Raw genomic sequence first — 18,515 nt, 5'->3', positions numbered from 1 at the left:
TTTGTTTATATATTTATATCAATCGGGTCTTGTGATGGTCTAGAAAACGATCTGTTTACCAAGGTAGTAATCTATTACTTTGGCTCTGAATATTAAATCGTATTTCGCCTGGATCATGTCGATCTCTGCTTTATTCATATTAGACTGAGAAGTGCTGAAATCTAAAGAGTTCACCAATCCAACCGCATAACGTTGTTCAATTACATGGAAGGCATCTTTTTGTGCCTCAAAGGTATTTGTAGTTGCACTTAAACGGCCTTCTGCTGCTTTTAAATCAGCAACTGCCTGATAAATCACTTTATTCAGGTTGTTTTTTGCCAGTTGCTCATCAGCCAGACTTTGCAAGTGGGTAATTTTAGCTTTTCTTACAGTTGATCTTGCCTGGAAGCCATTAAAGATTGGAATCTGAAGAGAAAGACCTACATATTGACCAAAGTTATCACGGAATTGATCTTTAAAATGATATTTTTCAGTAATATTTCTAAACACAGGTGCATTTACGATCGCACCAGAACCTTCAACTACCCCAATTGGCATGGTTCCAGTCAATTCCTGACGTACAAATTGCTCTCTGCCACTTGAATAGTTGGTGCTTAATCCAGCGCCAAAAGATAAGGTCGGATAATAGTTTCCTTTAGCGATTTCAATACTTCTTTTTGCAGCATCGGCACGTAAACCCGCAAGTTTGATATCCGGGAAAAGCTTCATGGAAGAATCATAGATTTCCTCGGCATTGCCATTTGCAGCAGCAGGTAAGGTAAGATTAGACAATGGGGCCTGTACTTCATATTGTGTTGCAGAAGGAACATCCATTAATTGCGCCAGGGTTAAGTAAGAAATGCTCAGTGCATTTACGGCATTTGTTACCGTCAAATCAGCGGTAGCCAATTGAGATTTCGCCTGGGAAAGATCTGCAAGGGTTTTATTCCCTACATCTAATAATTGCTGTTCTCTGTCCAGCTGTTTTTTAGCTACGGTTTGTTGCTCTTTTGCAGCCTTTAAAAGGTCCTTGTTGTAAAGAATCTGCAGATAACTTGTCACGACTTGCAAGACCAGATCATTTTTGATTTTCTCGGTATTGGTCTGATCAGCACTTAACAATAGTTTGTTTTGCTTGATCTGATTGATCTTCTGAAAGCCCTGAAAAACATTCACTCCTGCGGATAAACCGGCATTTAGTGAAGAGAACTGGGAGCTGTTAAAGGAGTTGGTGGATGGATCCACACTACGTCCGAAGTTGATATTGTAACTACCATTTCCATTTAAGGTAGGCAGTAGCGCATTTTTAGATTGCTTTAGGTTCTCGTCAGATAAGCTCTCACTGTATTTAGATTGCTTTACCTGAAGATTGTTGGTCAGGGTCTTTTCTATCGCTTCCTGAATGGTGATCACTTCCTGCGCGTCGGAGTTTTGCACAAAACCTGTAATCAATGCTAATGACAAAACTAAGCTGAGCTTGGGTAACGCATTAAAAGTGGTAAACTTTCTCATAATTTTAATTTCACAATAATAATATAAACAACTAACTGATTTTGTAAATTTTCAGGTACAGCAAAGTATTTTACTACATTTGGGCATGTATCTGGTTAAATCTCCGTTATTATTGAAATGGTATTACCCATCTCTGGTTTGGCACAAAACCCGAGCTCAAAGTGTTATTTATTTAACCTTTGACGACGGACCTATACCGGATGTTACAGACTTCGTACTAAAAACTTTAAAAAGCTTTAATGCGAAAGCCACCTTTTTTTGCATTGGTGATAATATCCAAAAGCACCCTGCGATCTTTGATCAGCTGAAAGCGGATGGTCATACGATCGGCAACCATACCTTTAACCACTTAAAGGGTTGGAAAACGGATGACAAGACTTACCTGGAAAATTTCCGTCAATGCCAGAAACTTACCAATACCAATTTGTTTCGCCCGCCTTACGGCAGGATTAAAAAGTCACAGATCGCGAGCCTTCGGGCGGAGTTCCCTCAGCTTGAGATCATCATGTGGGATGTCCTGAGCGGCGATTTCGACGTACAGCTTGCTCCCGAAAAGTGTTACAGGAATGTGATCAAACATACCCGTAATGGCGCCATTATTGTTTTTCACGATAGCCTGAAGGCTTTCGACCGGTTACAATATACTTTGCCCCGTGCCTTGCAATATTTCAGCGAACAGGGCTATCAGTTTGCCACTTTATAATTTCACAAGGCTTTAAGCCAAGTACAGGCCAGGAATAAAATCCGGAATATTTCCCTGTTTATCTGCAACTTATCAAGGCTTTGTGTTTTTGTGGTGTTCGTTTTTGAACAGCGTTGTTCGTAAATGACCAATATCGCGGGAGCTCCGCGTTACGATCATTATTTAGAATATGTATAAATAATATAATGATCATCAGATGATGGCCTGCACCTGTTTTTTTTCGTAAATTCGCTACAAATAATAAAAATACTTACCCTTTTAACACATATTATCAATGGCTTTTGATATAGAAATGATCAAAAAGGTGTATGCAAACTTTGGCCCCCGTGTAGAGGCGGCCCGTAAATTAGTAGGCAGACCTTTAACACTTTCAGAAAAAATTCTTTACACCCACCTTTGGGATGGTAATACAAATACTTCTTACGTAAGAGGTACTGATTATGTAGATTTTGCTCCTGACCGTGTGGCCATGCAAGATGCTACTGCACAGATGGCTTTATTGCAGTTTATGCAAGCGGGAAGACCAAGAGTAGCTGTTCCTTCAACAGTTCATTGCGATCACTTAATTACTGCAAAACATGGTGCTGAGGTAGATTTACCAGCGGCAAACACGGAGAGTAAAGAGGTTTTTGACTTCCTTGCTTCTGTATCAAATAAATATGGTATTGGCTTCTGGAAACCAGGTGCAGGTATTATTCACCAGGTTGTATTAGAAAACTATGCTTTCCCTGGTGGTATGATGATCGGTACTGACTCACACACTGTAAATGCAGGTGGTTTGGGTATGGTGGCGATTGGTGTAGGTGGTGCTGATGCATGTGATGTAATGGCAGGCTTACCATGGGAGCTTAAATTTCCTAAATTAATCGGTATTAAATTAACCGGTAAATTAAGTGGATGGGTTTCTGCGAAAGATGTAATCCTTAAAGTTGCAGGTATCCTTACTGTAAAAGGTGGTACTGGTGCAATTGTAGAATATTTTGGTGAAGGTGCCAACAGCATGAGCTGTACTGGTAAAGGAACCATCTGTAATATGGGTGCTGAAATTGGCGCAACTACCTCTACATTCGGTTACGATGAGAGCATGGAGCGTTATTTACGTGCGACAAACAGAGCAGATGTTGCTGATGCAGCAAATGCAATTAAAGAACATTTAACAGGTGATGCAGAAGTTTATGCAGAACCGGAAAAATATTTTGACCAGATCATTGAGATCAACTTATCAGAACTTGAGCCTTATTTGAACGGCCCTTTCACTCCGGATCTGGCTACGCCAATTTCTAAAATGAAAGAAGTAGCTGCTGCAAACGGATGGCCAATGAAAATTGATGTTGGTTTGATCGGTTCTTGTACGAACTCTTCTTACGAAGATATTTCACGTGCAGTTAGTATCGCGAAGCAGGTTGCTGAAAAAGGCTTAACGGCAAAATCAGAATACTGTATCAATCCAGGTTCTGAGCAGATTCGTTTCACGATTCAACGTGATGGTTTCTTAGACGTATTCGAGAAAATCGGTGCTAAAGTCTTTACGAATGCTTGTGGTCCATGTATTGGTATGTGGGACAGAGTTGGTGCTGAGAAACAAGAGAAAAACACAATCGTTCACTCTTTCAACAGAAACTTTGCGAAACGTGCAGATGGTAACCCGAACACTTTTGCTTTTGTAGGTTCTCCGGAACTGGTGACTGCATTGGCTATCGCTGGTGATTTGAGCTTTAACCCATTAACAGATACCTTAACAAATGCAAATGGTGAGCAGGTAAAACTTGATCCACCATCAGGATTTGAATTGCCTCCAAGAGGTTTTGACGTGGATGATGCAGGTTACCAGGAGCCAGCTGCCGATGGTAGCGGTGTAGAGGTATTGGTTTCTCCGGTTTCTCACAGGTTGCAATTGCTTGATCCATTCAAAGCATGGGAAGGTACAGACCTTAAAGGTTTGAAATTACTGATCAAAGCAAAAGGTAAGTGTACAACGGATCATATCTCTATGGCTGGTCCATGGTTGAAATTCCGTGGTCACCTGGATAACATTTCGAACAATATGTTGATCGGTGCGGTTAACTATTTCAACGAAAAAACTGATAACGTTAAGAATGAACTGACAGGCGAATATGGTCCTGTTCCGGCAACTCAACGTGCTTATAAAGCAGCAGGTATCGGTACTATTGTAGTTGGTGATGAAAACTATGGTGAAGGATCTAGTCGTGAGCACGCGGCAATGGAACCTCGTCACTTAGGTGTTCGCGCGGTATTGGTGAAATCTTTTGCCCGTATCCATGAGACCAACCTTAAAAAACAAGGTATGCTTGGTTTGACGTTCGCAAACAAAGAAGATTATGATAAAATTCAGGAAGATGATACCATTGACATCATTGGCTTGACAACTTTCAGTCCTGATGTACCATTGACACTGGTATTAAACCATATCGATGGTACTCAAGAAGAGATCGTGGTTAACCATAGCTACAATGCTCAACAGATTGAATGGTTCAAAGCAGGTGGTGCGTTAAACATCATCCGTAAGGAAGCAGCAGCGAAAAACGCTTTGTAGTTTTTTAAAGCTTAATATAAAAGGGGCTGGTCATTTCAAATGATCAGCCCTTTTTTTTTATCTATTTTATGGTTTGTTATTCTTCGAATTCATGTTCACAATCGAAGCAATGCCAGGTCTTATTGACATGAAAGGGATAGACGGCCAGCAGAAAGGAAATCACCATGGTCAGGATTCCGAAGCGCTTTTTTGTGGACTGAACATAACCTACATGTGTTGATCCACAATTCGGACATACCTTCTCCACAATTGCCGTTTCTTCGACCGGAACTTCTTCTTCTCCCCCATCAGAACTCATGACAAAACCTGGAGCAAATCCTTCCTCTTGAAGAATAGCTGTTGCTTGCTCCAGATCTCTTTCAAAAACATGTAATTTGATTCCTCCTAAGGCTTGCGTATAGAGTGGGTTCATACCTATTGTATGCTCGTCTGACAAGAAACACTGCAAGCCACTATCTAACAATCTTGACTTTACAATATTGGCTTTAATGGGATTATAAAAAGTCTCAAACACAATAATCTTATCCATGAAAATAAGATAAGGAAAATTGCGGAGTTTAACAAGACAGGAACTGCTGCCACCAATAGCCCGAGTCTTTTATCGTTCTGGCTTGTGTTTTAAAGTCGTTATGAACGAGGCCAAACCTTGCGTTATAACCTTCTGCCCACTCGAAGTTATCAAGCAGCGTCCATGCCATATATCCGGTAATGTTTAATCCTTCATTTTTTGCTTTCAGTAAAGCGCCCAGGTATTCCTGAAAATAAGCAATACGTTCCTGATCGTGGATTGCTCCATCTACGATCTTATCCGCAAAAGCGGCTCCATTTTCGGTGATCATGAGGTTTTTGATCTTAGGGTAGGCGGCAAACTGTTTGAGCACATTGTAAAGCCCGTTTCCATTAACCTCCCAGCCCATCGCCGTATAAGGCACTTTACGGCTTTTCGCTTTCACTTCCCAGGCTTGTATCACCGGAATAAAGGCATTGTATTTAACAGTTAGGGGGAAATAGTTCTGGATTCCGACAAAGTCAAAGTCGAAACTGAGGCGTTCGGTATGTCGCCAGGTGGAGTGCTGAATGGAGAATTTTTCCATAACCTCCCAGTCGGTGCCGGGATAGCCCATACCCAGGGTAGGTTCAATAAACAGACGGTTCATCAGGCAGTCTACGCGTTGAGCGGCCAGCAAATCGGACTCACTTTGAGTATAGGGAATGACCTCACAGCAGGAAAAGCTGGTTCCTATATTTGCCTTATTCACTTCTGCCCTTAATATCCTTCCGCCATCAGCTTGTGCAATGGCTGCATGGTGAACCGCAGAGAAGAAGTTTGTAAGTCCGGTTTTCCCCGGCGCATGGATGCCCAGCATATAACCTAAGGAGGTAAATCCAAAAGGTTCGTTAAGTACAATCCAGTTTTTCACTTTATCTCCGTAAGTTTTGGCGCAGATAGAGACAAAGGCATTAAAGGCACTGTTGATACCGAAGGCGGCCCAGCCCCCCTCCACTTCCAGTGCTTCGGGCAGGTCCCAGTGGTATAAGGTGATGTAAGGTGTAATTCCCTGTCTCAGGCATTCATCAATCACGTCATGGTAGAAACGGATGCCTTCTTCATTGACCAGGCCTTCCCCGTAGGGTAAAATCCTTGGCCAGGAGATAGAAAAGCGGAACACAGAGAAGCCGAGTAGTTTAATCAGGGCAATGTCCGCTTTATACTGATGGTAAAAATCACAGGCAATGGCTGGGGTATGTCCTTTTTTGATCTTTCCTGAGCGAAGGGAAAAGGTGTCCCAAATGGAAGGTCCTTTACCGTATGCGTCTGCTGCGCCTTCTATCTGAGCCGCAGCGGTTGCTACTCCCCATGAAAAATCTGTTCCAAAATCTGATGCTTTAATCATAGTTTTCCTTTAAGAGGTACTCCGTATTTCAATTGAAACTAGGGTTTAAATAAGGATTTCAATTGATTTTTCAGCGTTACCGGATGTGCTGGTTTCCTCAGAAATTACAGTTTCGATTGAAATCCTTATTTTAATAAAGGCTAATATGGTGATAAGCTGTTAATTTAACGTTAAGCCTATCTGCTTTAAAAGTAAAGCCGCGTTGAAGGTAGTGCAGGGGCCATGTTTTAATTTATAATCGAAGTTCATTTCGCCTTCATTGATCTGGATGTCAAAATGATAATTTCTAACTTTCTCCGGATAATCAGCTATCATTTCCGACAGTTGTAAATCGTGGGTAGCAAATAAGGCAGGTGTTTGTTGTTCGATTAATTTTTCAATAAAAACTTTAGAGCCGAGGTATTTGTCGCGGCTATTTGTTCCTCTTAGCATTTCATCAATCAATACGAGAGAATTTGAAGAAGTACTGATGGCATCAAGAATCATTTTTAAGCGGTTCAGCTCTGCTTTAAAGGTAGAGGTCTGGTCGTTTAATGAGTCTTTTATACGCATGTAAGAAAGCAGCTTGAAAATAGAAACAGACATTTTATCCGCGCATACTGGTGCTCCGGCAAAAGCAAGCACCATATTGATACCCACAGTCCTGAGGAAGGTGCTTTTTCCGGCCATATTAGAGCCTGTTACGATATCTACTGTAGGATGTTGGTTTAACTGAAAATCGTTTAACACGCGCGTGCTTTGAGGGATCAGCGGATGACCAAGTGCAACAGCTTCTAAATGAAAACTATTTGCTAACTCAGGATAAGTCCAGTCGGGCTGATTATAGGCTAAGGTAGCGCACGAAATTAGTTCTTCAAATTCACTAATTCGTGTTAATCCTTTAAGCACAGGAATTGAATATTGGTTATGCCATTTGCTCAGGTACATGCAACATTTCAGGTCCCATAAAAAGAATAGGTTTAGCAAAGTGCCCAGGAGCACATTTAAACGTGCATCAAAGGCCTGAATAATTTTCGCCAGTTGTTTAATCTGTCCACTTACCGGCAGACCGTCTGCTTGTTCTGTAAATAGATTTTTAATGTAGGAACTGTTCCATTTCACTTCTTCCGTCCATTTGATGGTTCCGGAGAAGGAGGTCAGCAGACTCGCACCACCGGTAAAACCATAATAAACCTGGTTGATGCTTTTTAAGTTCCAGAAGGTAAGTCCGGCATGGAAAACGGCATATAAAGCAAAGGTTTGCCACATCGCTCCGCCAACAACAATAGCCGTTGTCAACAGCGCCATCGATAGATAAGGGACTATTTTTACATAAGCTTTTAACAATGGGTTATTGGTAAAGCCCAATTGTTCCGGCAAACTGTGTATGAGTTTTTTTTCAATTACCCGCAGCTGATCTGGTTGATGGTTTTGAAGTTCGGCTCTGAAATGGAAGGTCTGATCAATATGGATACTCAGCTCTTTAATTGCTTCCTGACGCGCCAAAATGGTTGCTTTATCATTTGGTTTACCTAGATTCTCAGCGAGCAGGTTCAGTCCTTTTTCTGTTTTACAGCGGTTAGTGAAAGCGTATAATGAGCCTGCTCCATAAATATCCAGGTCTGAGGCATAAGGGTGTTGTTCGTCCTGGTAATGCTCGCCGTTATCGTAACCGTTCTTTCCGGTTAGCATCTGGTTCGCCTCATTCTGATAGACCCATAAGAGCTGTCCGGCATAAGTTAATTCTGTCTGAACTGCACTTTGTTTCTTTACCAGTACCAGAAACAATATTAACGGAACCACTAATAAGCCGCTTAACACCGGAATAAATCCTATATTGATGATCGCTGCAATGATCAGAATCTCTACGATAAACAAGCCTAATCTTGAAAAAGAGATGTTGTTGAGTTTCTTTTTAAGGCCGGAAATCTGTATTTCCTGAGCCGCAATGTTATTTTGGTAGTCCTTTAAAATACTATCTTTTGTTTTTACCATTATCTTTGGATGTTCTCTTATTGGATAAATATAGGGATTAGTACCATACACTAAGGAAGGCAAGAGCAGAACAAATCGAAATGCGATGGCAACTGTATGGCTTTCATGAAGATAAAACAAGGTTAAACGAATGAAAATTACATTACTGGTTGTAGGAAAAACCGAAGACAAATACCTGATTGAGGGGATTGATAAATATCTTAAAAGATTGAAACATTATATCGGCTTCAACCTGGTCGTGATTCCCGATGTAAAAAACACTAAGAACCTCACGGAAGCACAACAGAAGAGTAAGGAAGCCGAACTGATTTTGAAGCAGGTGAGTAACCTCGACACGGTTATTCTGATGGATGAGAAAGGGAAAAAATATACTTCGGTTTTATTTGCCAATTACCTGAATAAACAGATGATTGGCAGTGTGCAGCATATTATTTTCATCATTGGCGGACCTTATGGCTTTGATGAAAGTGTGTATCAAAGGGCAAATGGCACTATCTCTTTATCAGATATGACGTTTTCTCACCAGATGGTGCGCTTGTTTTTTGTGGAGCAATTGTACCGTGCTTTTAGCATTTTAAAAGGAGAACCTTATCACCACGAATAAATCTATCCGATTTGTGGAAATCCAGTCCATTCATCATCATATACAAAAAGGAGTTATTATGCAATTGCCCGGTGATTTTAAGAGAAAATACAGATACAAAAGCAATCCGAGAAAGGATCGTTTGAATTATATCATTGCGATTATCATTTCAATCGCTGCCTTTCTTTTGATCTGGTTTTATCTGTAGGCTTTTTTCGCTGTTTTACGCGATAAAGATGAGGTTATTATACGCGACAAGAATCAGCGGGGATAAATAAAAACAAAAAGCCGGATCTGTTAAAGATCCGGCTTTTGTATAACCTATTTCGTTCAATACAATGACTAAACGCCTTTTTTGCTTGTCATGCTAGCTTTTTTAGCTGGCTGAGCTGCTTTACCCGGTGCTTTTGTATTAGATGGTTTCGGGCTTGCTTTTGGCTTTTTGTCCGATTTATCTTCAATTTTAACGCCATCCTGGTCTACAATTGCTTCCGGAGCTGCTTCACTGAAAAGTGGCATATCCTTTAACAAATGGTACCATGAAACAATTTTCTTCATATCAGAAGCATAAACTTTCTCCTGGTCATGACCTGGAGCTACTTCTAAAAAGAAAGCTTTCAAATCTTTTGCATCTGCTTTTGCATCAGGAACATTTCCTTTAGCAGCAACGATATTTGCAAAAACATCCAACAACTTCAAATCGTCATCTTCGCCGTATACGGTAATATCTTCTAATGACGCAAGTTTAGTTGTAGTAATGTTAGCTACAATTTTAACTTTTTGTGCATCCAGACTTTCTAAAACGTATCCGCCTTTATTTTGTCCTACCAGCTTAAATAGACCTGGTCTTCCAGATACTGCAACGATTCCTCTTAAATTCATAATATTTTGTTTTTGAGAAGTAAGAACTAGTCTTCAATTACTTCTATCCCTATAATCTTATCTCCTTGTTTGATATCGTCAACAATATCAACATTTTCTATTACTTTTCCGAAACAAGTGTGTACTCTATCTAAATGAGCAGTATTGTCTCTGCTGTGACATACAAAGAATTGTGAACCACCAGTGTTTCTACCAGCATGTGCCATAGACAATACACCACGATCATGGTATTGGTTTTCTCCTGTTAACTCACAATCAATTTTGTAACCCGGGCCACCAGTACCTGCTAAATGTGCTTTAGACGGGTCTTTAGAGTTTGGACATCCACCTTGAATTACGAAATTAGGAATTACCCTGTGAAAACTAATGCCATCATAGAATCCTTCTGAAGCTAATTTCTTAAAGTTAGCAACGGCGTTCGGTGCATCCTGATCATAAAACTGAACAGTCATGTTACCTTTATCTGTTTTTATTATTGCTTTGCTCATGATAATTTTTTGTAAATGCCAAATTTAGTAAATTGTAATGACTCCTGAATATTAATTACTGGTAAAAAAGCCAGGGATACTGATTATCGTCTATAAACGTTTATTCAGTACAATAATTTTATTATAGGTTCAAAAAAATTACATTCGCATATACCCTGATAAAAGTATGTCCCTGAAAAAAGTATACCTGCTGTTGTGTTTAATGATTTTTAGCTTCGGTTTAAAGGCTTCTTCTATTCTTGTTTATATGGATGAAGACCAAAAGAACCACCTTAAAGCTTATGGAATTGCGTATTGGAGCATACAGCAAAAGGCAGGTGTGAGCTGGTTACTGAACTATCGCGGGGGCAGTTTTCTCCTGGAGTATCATAAAAATATCGAAGATGAATGTAAGACCCGTGGGGTTTCTTATCAGATACTGCCAGATGGAAAGGTGACGGCGATCCTCAATGAGATTAGTGATCCGGAAGTCAATATGGAGATGGTAAAGCTGGAGAAATCACCCAAAATCGCAGTGTATTCGCCAAAAAGCAAGCTTCCATGGGATGATGCGGTAACGATGGTGCTGCGTTATGCGGAGATCCCTTATGATGTCGTTTACGATGATGAGGTGTTAAAAGACAAGCTTTCGGGCTATGACTGGCTGCATTTGCACCATGAAGATTTTACGGGACAATACGGACGTTTCTGGAGTTCTTTCCGCAATGCGTCCTGGTATCGGGAAGATGTTAAAAATCAGGAGGCTACTGCAAAGCGGAATGGCTTTACTAAGGTATCGGAAATGAAACTCGCTGTAGCCAAAAGGATGAAGGAGTTTTGTGCTGGTGGTGGCTTCTTATTCGCTATGTGTTCGGCAACGGATAGTTATGACATCGCGCTGAGTGCTGAGGGTGTAGACATTTGTGAAACGATGTTTGACGGGGATGGCGCAGATCCACAGGCACAATCAAAAATAGACTACAACAAAACCTTTGCGTTCAAAAACTTTAAACTGGATATCAATCCTAATAATTACGAATTCTCGGACATTGATGTCACGCAGACCAGAACTTTAATCCAGAGCAACGACTTTTTTACGCTGTTTGATTTTTCTGCAAAATGGGATTTGGTGCCTGCTATGCTGACGCAAAATCATGAAAAGGTGATTAAAGGATTTATGGGACAGACTACAGCTTTCCGTAAATCGTTGGTGAAGCCAAATATCACCGTACTGGGAGAAAACAAAGGTTCGGAAGAAGTCAGGTACCTGAACGGAGAAATTGGTAAAGGACAGTTTACCTTTTATGGTGGCCATGATCCGGAAGACTACCAGCATGCGGTAGGTGATCCGCCGACAGACCTGAATCTGCATCCCAACTCGCCGGGTTATCGGTTAATTTTGAATAATGTATTGTTTCCTGCGGCTAAGAAAAAACCGCAGAAAACATAAAAAACAACATTCATTCTAAAAACCCCGGGGCTTTGTAGAAAACGAAGTTGATCATTGAAAACAATATCGGTTAATCGTAGAAACTCCAGCTTACACCGAATTTCACGAGGACTCTGTCCATCATCGGGTAACGGTTTACAGAATAATATCCTTTAGATAATAGTCCCTGATTGGCATAATCAGTTTTCACAAATATATTGGCCTTTCTCAGACTAGCTTTCACCCAGACATCCACAATTGGTGTAGTATCGAAAGTTGTGCCTTGTCCGACGTAAAACTGTCCTGCTGGTGCAGAATAAGAGTAATTCTTATAAGGTGTATTGTAACGGATATCAAATCCTACGTTTGTTTTTAAGGCTTTAAAGAAGGTATGGTCTAAAAAGAAACTGGCAAAAGCATACAATTCCGGGGTTCTCAAAACATTCGGGTTGTCAGTTTTTTGATAAACCAGATAGCTATCCAGATTGAATTTACCAAATTTCAGTTTTTTACCCACTGTAATTTTTAACAGGTTGATACTGCCGAGTTGTGCCGGAACAATCTTATTCGCATTTGTCGCATAAAAAGCACTGTCAAGTACGCCATCTGTTGGCGTTGTAAAATACAGGTAATCACTGATTCTGTAATACTCTGCTCCTGCTTCAAAATTCAGTCGGTCATTCAGGTATTTAAAGGATAGGTTAATGGTTTTTGTACGGTTAAAATCTGCTTTCCAATTGTAATGGTTTCCAAAATAGCGGGTAAAGATTTCCTCCGGTGACTTGTTTTGAAAATAACCTCCTAAAACAATCCGCCCTACGGACTTGCTCAACAGGACATTACTTTTTGCTTCATAGAGAAAGTCTCCACTGTTTCTTCCCTGAAATATTTGCTGTAAATCTACATTCAGATCGATCCGGTTACTAAACCTGTACCCCGCAGACCCCAGTAGTGTAACGTTCTGAAAAGTAGAGTTGTAATTGTAGTAAGTATCTACTTTATTTGGATAATACACCCCCTGATGGTACTTGTAGAAATCATGTCTGATTCCGGCATCCAGTTTTAGCTCATTCTTGATGATAGAATTACCCTTTCCACGAAGGAAAAAGCTGTACATAAATTCATTCTGCACATTCATATAGCGGGTACTGTCGTAGGTAAACGAGAGGTCTGCTATCCCTGCTGGAATCGCCGTATGATCATCCGCTGAAGTTTTATGAAAAGTGTAAGCGTTTTGGTCGTATTTAAAAGTATAAGCTATTTTATTGGTTGGTAAAATCTTGTCAGAAATCTCCTGAGCAAGGCTGTCTATCCTTCCTACAAAATAAGTTTGCTTGATCATGAAAGAATTTGAACGGTAAATATGCCCTGCATCAACTAGTCTAACGGGTTCAGAAAGGTGGTCTAAACCAAAGTTCTCTTCATTTTTCCCGTAGATGTTGTCATTATAAATGGATCCGTTTTCTCGCGCTTTCAGCGTGTTGAAGATCGCTGCTGCCCATAGGTTATAGCGTTTATTCGGACTTTGATACCAGGAAAAAATATCCGCATTTAAGTGATCCCCTCTTTGTCTTGGATAATAACCATTGGCACCAATTCTATTGTAATTCGCACCGATGTTCCAGTTTCTTTTGATATTCTGTGAGTGTGTTACTTTGAATATCGCCTCGGTTTCTCCGGCAGAGATGAAGTAAAGATTAGTAAATGGTGTTCTGGCCTGATAATATTTGATATCATCCTGCCCTATGGCATAAAAGTCCAGGGAATGAAATCCGGCATCAAATCCAATCCTTTTTGAAGGTTCAAACAACATTGGCATCGCTGCCAGGCCTAGATTTCCTGTGCCGACAGTTGGTCTTCTTGGCTGGGCAATCATACTGAAATTATGGAAACCAGCCAGTGTGGTGTCCAGTGGTAAGGTTTGAATGCTGTCTTTAGTAAGCTTCAAAGTGGTATACCTGATAAATCGGGAAGTAAAAATGACAGAGTCCAACCCTGCTTCATCTTTCTTTCTTAACGAATCCAGTAATTTATTATCATTTACCGTCGTCTTTAGATCCTGGGCAAACAGCTGCCCACTCCCTAACAGGAAAAAGCAAAAAACAAATATGGCAATGCTTTTATACATTATAAAGTAGAGATTAATTGGCTCAGTATTTTTGTCATTTTTGGTTCTGCAATTCTTGCAGTTTCAATGATTTCTTCCAGGCTTACCGGCTGTAATTCTTCCGGAAAACCTTCATCTGTTAATACGGAAATGGCAAATACGGGGATACTCATGTGATTGGCCACAATCACCTCGGGTACAGTACTCATTCCTACAGCATCACCGCCGATGATGCGTAAATATTTATATTCTGCTTTGGTTTCCAGATTTGGACCAGTTACCGCAACATATACACCCTGGTGACAAACGACATCATTGTCTTTTGCAATTTGCAGGGCAGATTTAATTAAAGATCGTTGGTATGGCTGGCTCATATCCGGAAAGCGAGGTCCCATATCGGAGTCATTTCTTCCGCGAAGCGGACTTTCAGGTTGCAGGTTAATGTGGTCATTGATGATCATCAGCTCCCCTTTTTTGAAGTCAGGATTAAGAGAGCCTGCTGCATTGGAAACAAAAAGATGCGCAATTCCAAGGGCTTTCATCACGCGGATTGGAAAGGTAATCTGTTGCATATTATACCCTTCATAATAATGCAATCTGCCTTGCATCGCAACCACTTTTTTCCCGTTGAGTGTACCAAATATCAGTTTACCGGAATGAAATTCCAGCGTCGAGATCGGAAAATTAGGGATATTGGAGTACATCAATTGATGTACTATTTCTATCTCGCCTACCAATCCACCAAGACCAGTTCCTAAAACGATGCCAATTTCTGGTTGGAAATCATTCGTTTTACGTTTTAGATATTCAACGGTTTCGTGTATGACTTGAAACATAAGCTATAATTTTTTGATCAAATATAATTTTATCTTTTGCGCTTAACCCAATTTTGACTGGCAAATAAAAGATTGGTAAATTTAACAGTAATTCTTTTAAAGTATCATCTAATAAACGTTGCGCGTCCTTTTCTGTTGTGATGATGATTTTTTCTGTAGCAGGGTCGTTTTTAAAGTCCTTCAGCAGCTCATTGATATCTTGTTCGGTAAAGCGGTAATGATCAGGATAGTCATAATGCTTAATCTTGCTGGTATGTTGCCCTATATACTGTAACAATGGCTTTGGATTGGCAATTCCAGTAAGTAAAAATACGATTGTATTTCCATTAATTGAACTGCATAAACGTTTTTCTCCAGGAATTAAGGGCACCAGATCCTGATAAACCAGGGAAGAAAACACAACCTGTTTTTGCCAGTTACCTTCAAATTTATTCAGGCATTTTCCGGCCATTTCCGGCTGGATGACTTCCGGAGATTTGGTAATCAGGATCGATTCTGCTCTTTTATATCCGGAAAAGCTTTCCCTTAGGTTTCCTGCGGGTAACAAGAACTGCGGACTCAATAACTTTTCAAACTCAAATAAGAGGATGTGGTAGCCTGCACGAATAGCACGGTGTTGATAAGCATCATCGAGAATAATCAGATCGTGATTTTTCTGTAATGCTGTTGCCCCAACCACACGGTCTTCACAGACAGCCACGGTGACTTGTGGGAATTTCCGGTAAAACTGCATCGGCTCATCACCGATAGTTTCGGCTGTTGCCTGATCATCCGCCAGGATAAAACCTTTGGTCTTACGGCCATAACCACGGCTCAATATGGCAATTTTACGGTCCGGAAAAAGACGGACCAGATACTCTGTCACCGGACTTTTACCAGAACCTCCCACCACCAAATTTCCGACACATATTACCGGAATATCAAAGCCGGTAGCTTTAAATACACCGTTATCATAGCACTTGTTTCTCACAAAAACTACGATGCCATATAGGATGGAAAAAGGAAATAACAGGTAGCGTAAGTATTTTATCATGCTGCGCTTCAAAAATAAGAATTATAGCGCGTAATGCATGAAGTTTATACATATAGAGGGTTACCGGTCAACAAAATAAAAGGCTATCTTTGTACAAACAATATTTTATATCATGCTTAAAGGATTTTTTAACGTACCAACTCCGGTTAACGAGCCTATTTTAGGTTACGCCCCGGGAAGTAAAGAACGTGAACTTTTGAAGGCCGCAATTGCCGAAGCCCGCTCTAAAAAAATTGACATCCCGATGTACATCAACGGAAAGGAAGTTCATACTGAAAATAAAGGAACCGCAACTCCTCCACACGACCATCAGCATATTCTTGCTGAATACAGCAAGGGGACGAAGGAACATGTAAGTCAGGCTATTGATGCTGCTTTGGCAGCAAAATCAAAATGGGAAAATTTAGCATGGGAACACCGTGCAGCAATCTTCCTGAAAGCAGCTGATCTTATTGCAGGTCCATACCGCTATAAATTAAACGCAGCAACGATGTTGGGTCAATCGAAAAATGCTTACCAGGCAGAGATTGATGCGGCTTGTGAGCTGATTGACTTCCTTCGTTTTAACGTAAGTTATATGTCGGAAATCTATAAACAACAACCTCCGGTTTCTCCTAAAGGTTCATGGAACAGAGTAGAACAACGCCCGTTAGAAGGTTTTGTATTCGCTTTAACACCATTTAACTTTACTGCAATTGCTGGTAATTTACCTACTTCAGCAGCAATGATGGGGAACGTAATCGTTTGGAAACCTGCAAATACACAGATTTATTCTGCGAATGTATTGATGCAGATTTTCAAAGAAGCTGGTTTACCTGATGGTGTAATCAACCTGGTATATGTTTCCGGACCGGAAGCAGGTGAAGTGATCTTTAACCACCCTGATTTCGCTGGTATCCACTTTACAGGATCTACAGGCGTATTCCAGGACATCTGGAAAACGATCGGAAATAACATTCATAAATTCAAAACTTACCCACGTATTGTTGGGGAAACAGGGGGTAAAGATTTTATCCTTATTCATGGTTCGGCGGAAGCAGAATCTTCGAGTACCGCGATCATCCGTGGTGCATTCGAATACCAGGGACAAAAATGTTCTGCTGCTTCACGTGTTTACGTGGCAAAGAGCATCTGGCCTAAAGTAAAAGAATACATGCTTCGCGATCTTGCTGAGTTCAAAATGGGTGGTACGGAAGATTTCGGAAACTTTGTGAATGCGGTAATAGACGGAAATTCTTTCGACAAATTAGCGAAATACATTGATGAAGCTAAAAAAGACAGTAGTGTAGAAATTATTGCCGGTGGTAACTACGACAAATCTAAGGGATACTTTATTGAGCCTACGGTATTGGTAGTTCAGGATCCTAAGTACGTAACCATGTGCGAAGAGTTGTTCGGTCCGGTATTGACGTTATTTGTTTATGATGATGATAAATTCGATGAAATTTTAGACATCGTTGACAGCACTTCAATCTATGCTTTAACAGGCGCGGTGATTGCTCAGGATCGTTATGCGATTGAAAAAGCAACACAACGTTTGAGAAATGCAGCTGGTAACTTCTACATCAATGATAAATGTACAGGTGCAGTTGTTGGTCAACAGCCATTTGGTGGCGCCAGAGGTTCTGGTACCAATGATAAAGCAGGTTCAATGATCAATCTTTTACGTTGGGTTTCTCCACGTACGATCAAAGAAACTTTTGATCCACCTAAAGATTTCCGTTACCCGTTTTTGTCTAACGACTAATCATCTGATAAGAACGAATTGATCAGCAGATCAATTCTGATATACGTAAAAAGCGGAGGTCCTGAAAGGATCCTCCGCTTTTTGGTTGAAGATGGCTGCTTATCACAGCCTGTTATATCATCATTAATTATTTAGCTTTATCAATTCCATCCATTCTGAAGACAGAATTCATATTACTGTTGTTGTCACAAGTAACACCAAGATCTGAAATAAAGCCATTTTCAAGGCTATAAGCCCAACCATGAAGGCTTAGCTTCTTACCATTAGACCATCTGTTCTGAACGATAGAGGTTTTAGTCAGGTTAAAAACACCTTCAATTACATTCAGCTCCACTAATCTTTCGCTTCTCTTCTTTTTATCAGAGATCATGTCCAGTTCATGGTAATGCAATCTATAAGTATCCTTAATGTTTCTCAACCAGTTGTCGATAATTCCATATTGTTTATTACCCATGGCAGCTTCTACCCCGCCACAGCCGTAGTGACCACAAACAATTACGTGTTCTACTTCTAATACATTGACCGCATAATCAAGAACACTTAACATGTTCATATCGGTATGCACTACCACATTGGCAATGTTACGGTGTACAAAGATATCACCAGGGTTGGTATTCGTGATCTGGTTTGCCGGAACACGACTATCGGAACAACCAATCCAAAGGATCGGAGGTTTTTGTCCGGCAGATAAACGCTCAAAGTATTTAGGATCCTCTGCTAAAGTGGAAGCCACCCAGTCTTTGTTTCCTTGTAATAATCCTTCGTATGTAATTTGATTGCTATCTTGTTTTTCTAATTTTGCGCACATAATAAT

15 protein-coding genes are annotated in these 18,515 nt (G+C 40.5%); 5 read left to right on the top strand and 10 right to left on the bottom strand.

What is annotated here, in order from left to right:
* Nucleotides 1–39 precede the first annotated feature (39 nt).
* Nucleotides 40–1,491, bottom strand: a complete 1,452-nt coding sequence (locus OQX61_RS05825) for a TolC family protein (protein WP_265840716.1) — start codon at nt 1,489–1,491, stop codon at nt 40–42.
* An 85-nt stretch (nt 1,492–1,576) separates the two neighbouring features.
* Here OQX61_RS05825 and OQX61_RS05820 point away from each other — a divergent pair, with 85 nt between their 5' ends.
* Together OQX61_RS05820 and OQX61_RS05815 are read left to right on the top strand one after the other, a co-directional pair.
* The gene (locus tag OQX61_RS05820; protein ID WP_265840715.1) at nt 1,577–2,194 is read left to right on the top strand and encodes a polysaccharide deacetylase family protein; all 618 of its coding nucleotides are present in this window, start codon (nt 1,577–1,579) and stop codon (nt 2,192–2,194) included.
* 274 nt (nt 2,195–2,468) lie between these two features.
* On the top strand, nt 2,469–4,748 hold the full coding sequence (locus OQX61_RS05815; RefSeq protein ID WP_265840714.1) for an aconitate hydratase: 2,280 nt from the start codon (nt 2,469–2,471) through the stop codon (nt 4,746–4,748).
* Between the two features lie 76 nt (nt 4,749–4,824).
* Here OQX61_RS05815 and OQX61_RS05810 read toward each other — a convergent pair whose 3' ends face one another.
* The 3 genes from OQX61_RS05810 to OQX61_RS05800 form a co-directional block, all read right to left on the bottom strand.
* On the bottom strand, nt 4,825–5,277 hold the full coding sequence (locus tag OQX61_RS05810; RefSeq protein WP_265840713.1) for a DUF2007 domain-containing protein: 453 nt from the start codon (nt 5,275–5,277) through the stop codon (nt 4,825–4,827).
* Nucleotides 5,278–5,305: 28 nt separating this feature from the next.
* Nucleotides 5,306–6,643, bottom strand: coding sequence for a GH1 family beta-glucosidase (locus tag OQX61_RS05805; protein WP_265840712.1), 1,338 nt, complete (start codon nt 6,641–6,643; stop codon nt 5,306–5,308).
* A 159-nt stretch (nt 6,644–6,802) separates the two neighbouring features.
* A complete protein-coding gene (locus OQX61_RS05800) occupies nt 6,803–8,617 on the bottom strand; it encodes a DNA mismatch repair protein MutS (protein ID WP_265840711.1) in 1,815 nt (604 codons plus the stop codon).
* A 130-nt stretch (nt 8,618–8,747) separates the two neighbouring features.
* Between OQX61_RS05800 and rlmH the strand changes: the two genes are divergently transcribed.
* A complete protein-coding gene (gene rlmH / locus OQX61_RS05795) occupies nt 8,748–9,221 on the top strand; it encodes a 23S rRNA (pseudouridine(1915)-N(3))-methyltransferase RlmH (protein WP_265840710.1) in 474 nt (157 codons plus the stop codon).
* Nucleotides 9,222–9,542: 321 nt separating this feature from the next.
* On the opposite strand, the gene OQX61_RS05790 is transcribed toward rlmH, so the two are convergent.
* On the bottom strand, nt 9,543–10,082 hold the full coding sequence (locus OQX61_RS05790; protein WP_265840709.1) for a DUF5606 domain-containing protein: 540 nt from the start codon (nt 10,080–10,082) through the stop codon (nt 9,543–9,545).
* A gap of 26 nt (nt 10,083–10,108) precedes the next feature.
* Nucleotides 10,109–10,570, bottom strand: a complete 462-nt coding sequence (locus OQX61_RS05785; RefSeq protein WP_265840708.1) for a peptidylprolyl isomerase — start codon at nt 10,568–10,570, stop codon at nt 10,109–10,111.
* 166 nt (nt 10,571–10,736) lie between these two features.
* Between OQX61_RS05785 and OQX61_RS05780 the strand changes: the two genes are divergently transcribed.
* Nucleotides 10,737–11,999, top strand: coding sequence for an asparagine synthetase B (locus OQX61_RS05780; protein ID WP_265840707.1), 1,263 nt, complete (start codon nt 10,737–10,739; stop codon nt 11,997–11,999).
* A gap of 70 nt (nt 12,000–12,069) precedes the next feature.
* On the opposite strand, the gene OQX61_RS05775 is transcribed toward OQX61_RS05780, so the two are convergent.
* From OQX61_RS05775 to lpxK, 3 genes are read right to left on the bottom strand one after another with little or no spacing between them, the layout of a single operon-like run.
* Nucleotides 12,070–14,106, bottom strand: a complete 2,037-nt coding sequence (locus OQX61_RS05775; RefSeq protein WP_265840706.1) for a putative porin — start codon at nt 14,104–14,106, stop codon at nt 12,070–12,072.
* Nucleotides 14,106–14,921 carry a purine-nucleoside phosphorylase gene (locus OQX61_RS05770; protein ID WP_265840705.1) on the bottom strand — a complete coding sequence of 272 codons (816 nt, stop codon included), beginning with the start codon at nt 14,919–14,921 and terminating at the stop codon, nt 14,106–14,108. The genes OQX61_RS05775 and OQX61_RS05770 overlap by 1 nt, the downstream gene beginning before the upstream one ends.
* Nucleotides 14,893–15,954 carry a tetraacyldisaccharide 4'-kinase gene (gene lpxK, locus OQX61_RS05765; RefSeq protein ID WP_265840704.1) on the bottom strand — a complete coding sequence of 354 codons (1,062 nt, stop codon included), beginning with the start codon at nt 15,952–15,954 and terminating at the stop codon, nt 14,893–14,895. The genes OQX61_RS05770 and lpxK overlap by 29 nt, the downstream gene beginning before the upstream one ends.
* Before the next feature lie 112 nt (nt 15,955–16,066).
* Between lpxK and pruA the strand changes: the two genes are divergently transcribed.
* Nucleotides 16,067–17,701 (top strand): L-glutamate gamma-semialdehyde dehydrogenase, encoded by a 1,635-nt coding sequence (pruA, locus tag OQX61_RS05760; protein WP_265840703.1) that lies wholly within the window; start codon nt 16,067–16,069, stop codon nt 17,699–17,701.
* Between the two features lie 127 nt (nt 17,702–17,828).
* On the opposite strand, the gene can is transcribed toward pruA, so the two are convergent.
* Nucleotides 17,829–18,509 carry a carbonate dehydratase gene (gene can, locus OQX61_RS05755; protein WP_265840702.1) on the bottom strand — a complete coding sequence of 227 codons (681 nt, stop codon included), beginning with the start codon at nt 18,507–18,509 and terminating at the stop codon, nt 17,829–17,831.
* Between the last annotated feature and the right edge of the window lie 6 nt (nt 18,510–18,515).

The sequence above is a fragment of the Pedobacter sp. PLR genome, assembly GCF_026239675.1.
Taxonomy (GTDB): Bacteria; Bacteroidota; Bacteroidia; order Sphingobacteriales; family Sphingobacteriaceae; genus Pedobacter.
Note: the sequence above shows the minus strand (reverse complement) of the source record. Positions and strands in the feature narration are given on the sequence as shown.

Excerpts from the sequence above, each read along its gene's own strand:
- OQX61_RS05825 (WP_265840716.1), bottom strand. The coding sequence starts at position 1,491 with ATGAGAAAGTTTACCACTTTTAATGCGTTACCCAAGCTCAGCTTAGTT.
- OQX61_RS05820 (WP_265840715.1), top strand. The coding sequence starts at position 1,577 with ATGTATCTGGTTAAATCTCCGTTATTATTGAAATGGTATTACCCATCT.
- OQX61_RS05815 (WP_265840714.1), top strand. The coding sequence starts at position 2,469 with ATGGCTTTTGATATAGAAATGATCAAAAAGGTGTATGCAAACTTTGGC.
- OQX61_RS05810 (WP_265840713.1), bottom strand. The coding sequence starts at position 5,277 with ATGGATAAGATTATTGTGTTTGAGACTTTTTATAATCCCATTAAAGCC.
- OQX61_RS05805 (WP_265840712.1), bottom strand. The coding sequence starts at position 6,643 with ATGATTAAAGCATCAGATTTTGGAACAGATTTTTCATGGGGAGTAGCA.
- OQX61_RS05800 (WP_265840711.1), bottom strand. The coding sequence starts at position 8,617 with ATGGTAAAAACAAAAGATAGTATTTTAAAGGACTACCAAAATAACATT.
- rlmH (WP_265840710.1), top strand. The coding sequence starts at position 8,748 with ATGAAAATTACATTACTGGTTGTAGGAAAAACCGAAGACAAATACCTG.
- OQX61_RS05790 (WP_265840709.1), bottom strand. The coding sequence starts at position 10,082 with ATGAATTTAAGAGGAATCGTTGCAGTATCTGGAAGACCAGGTCTATTT.
- OQX61_RS05785 (WP_265840708.1), bottom strand. The coding sequence starts at position 10,570 with ATGAGCAAAGCAATAATAAAAACAGATAAAGGTAACATGACTGTTCAG.
- OQX61_RS05780 (WP_265840707.1), top strand. The coding sequence starts at position 10,737 with ATGTCCCTGAAAAAAGTATACCTGCTGTTGTGTTTAATGATTTTTAGC.
- OQX61_RS05775 (WP_265840706.1), bottom strand. The coding sequence starts at position 14,106 with ATGTATAAAAGCATTGCCATATTTGTTTTTTGCTTTTTCCTGTTAGGG.
- OQX61_RS05770 (WP_265840705.1), bottom strand. The coding sequence starts at position 14,921 with ATGTTTCAAGTCATACACGAAACCGTTGAATATCTAAAACGTAAAACG.
- lpxK (WP_265840704.1), bottom strand. The coding sequence starts at position 15,954 with ATGATAAAATACTTACGCTACCTGTTATTTCCTTTTTCCATCCTATAT.
- pruA (WP_265840703.1), top strand. The coding sequence starts at position 16,067 with ATGCTTAAAGGATTTTTTAACGTACCAACTCCGGTTAACGAGCCTATT.
- can (WP_265840702.1), bottom strand. The coding sequence starts at position 18,509 with ATGTGCGCAAAATTAGAAAAACAAGATAGCAATCAAATTACATACGAA.